Below are 278 nucleotides of genomic sequence, written 5' to 3' on the forward strand. Positions count from 1 at the left end.
AATATACGGTTGTAGAATCTGCAGTAACAGGCTACACAACTGATAAAGATGATCAGGCACCAGACAAGGACGGTAAGGTCACTTTCAATAACCAATATATTGCCGAAAAAACCAAAATCAGTGTAAATAAGATATGGATCGGCGTTCCTGACGGTGTCAATACACCGGAAGTAACCGTGACATTGTATGAAAATGGGCAGAAGACCGACCAGACATTAACACTGAATAAAGTTAATCATTATTCTGGTGAGTTTGATGGGTTGCCTAAGACAGATTCC

Annotated in this window: 1 protein-coding gene; it reads left to right on the top strand. The window is 40.3% G+C overall.

All coding sequences use genetic code 11. From position 1 onward, the window contains the following. On the top strand, positions 1–278 hold a 278-nt coding region (locus FD17_RS12945; RefSeq protein ID WP_156653639.1), incomplete at both ends, for a Cna B-type domain-containing protein.

Source organism: Lentilactobacillus sunkii DSM 19904, assembly GCF_001435575.1.
Classification (GTDB): Bacteria; Bacillota; Bacilli; order Lactobacillales; family Lactobacillaceae; genus Lentilactobacillus; species Lentilactobacillus sunkii.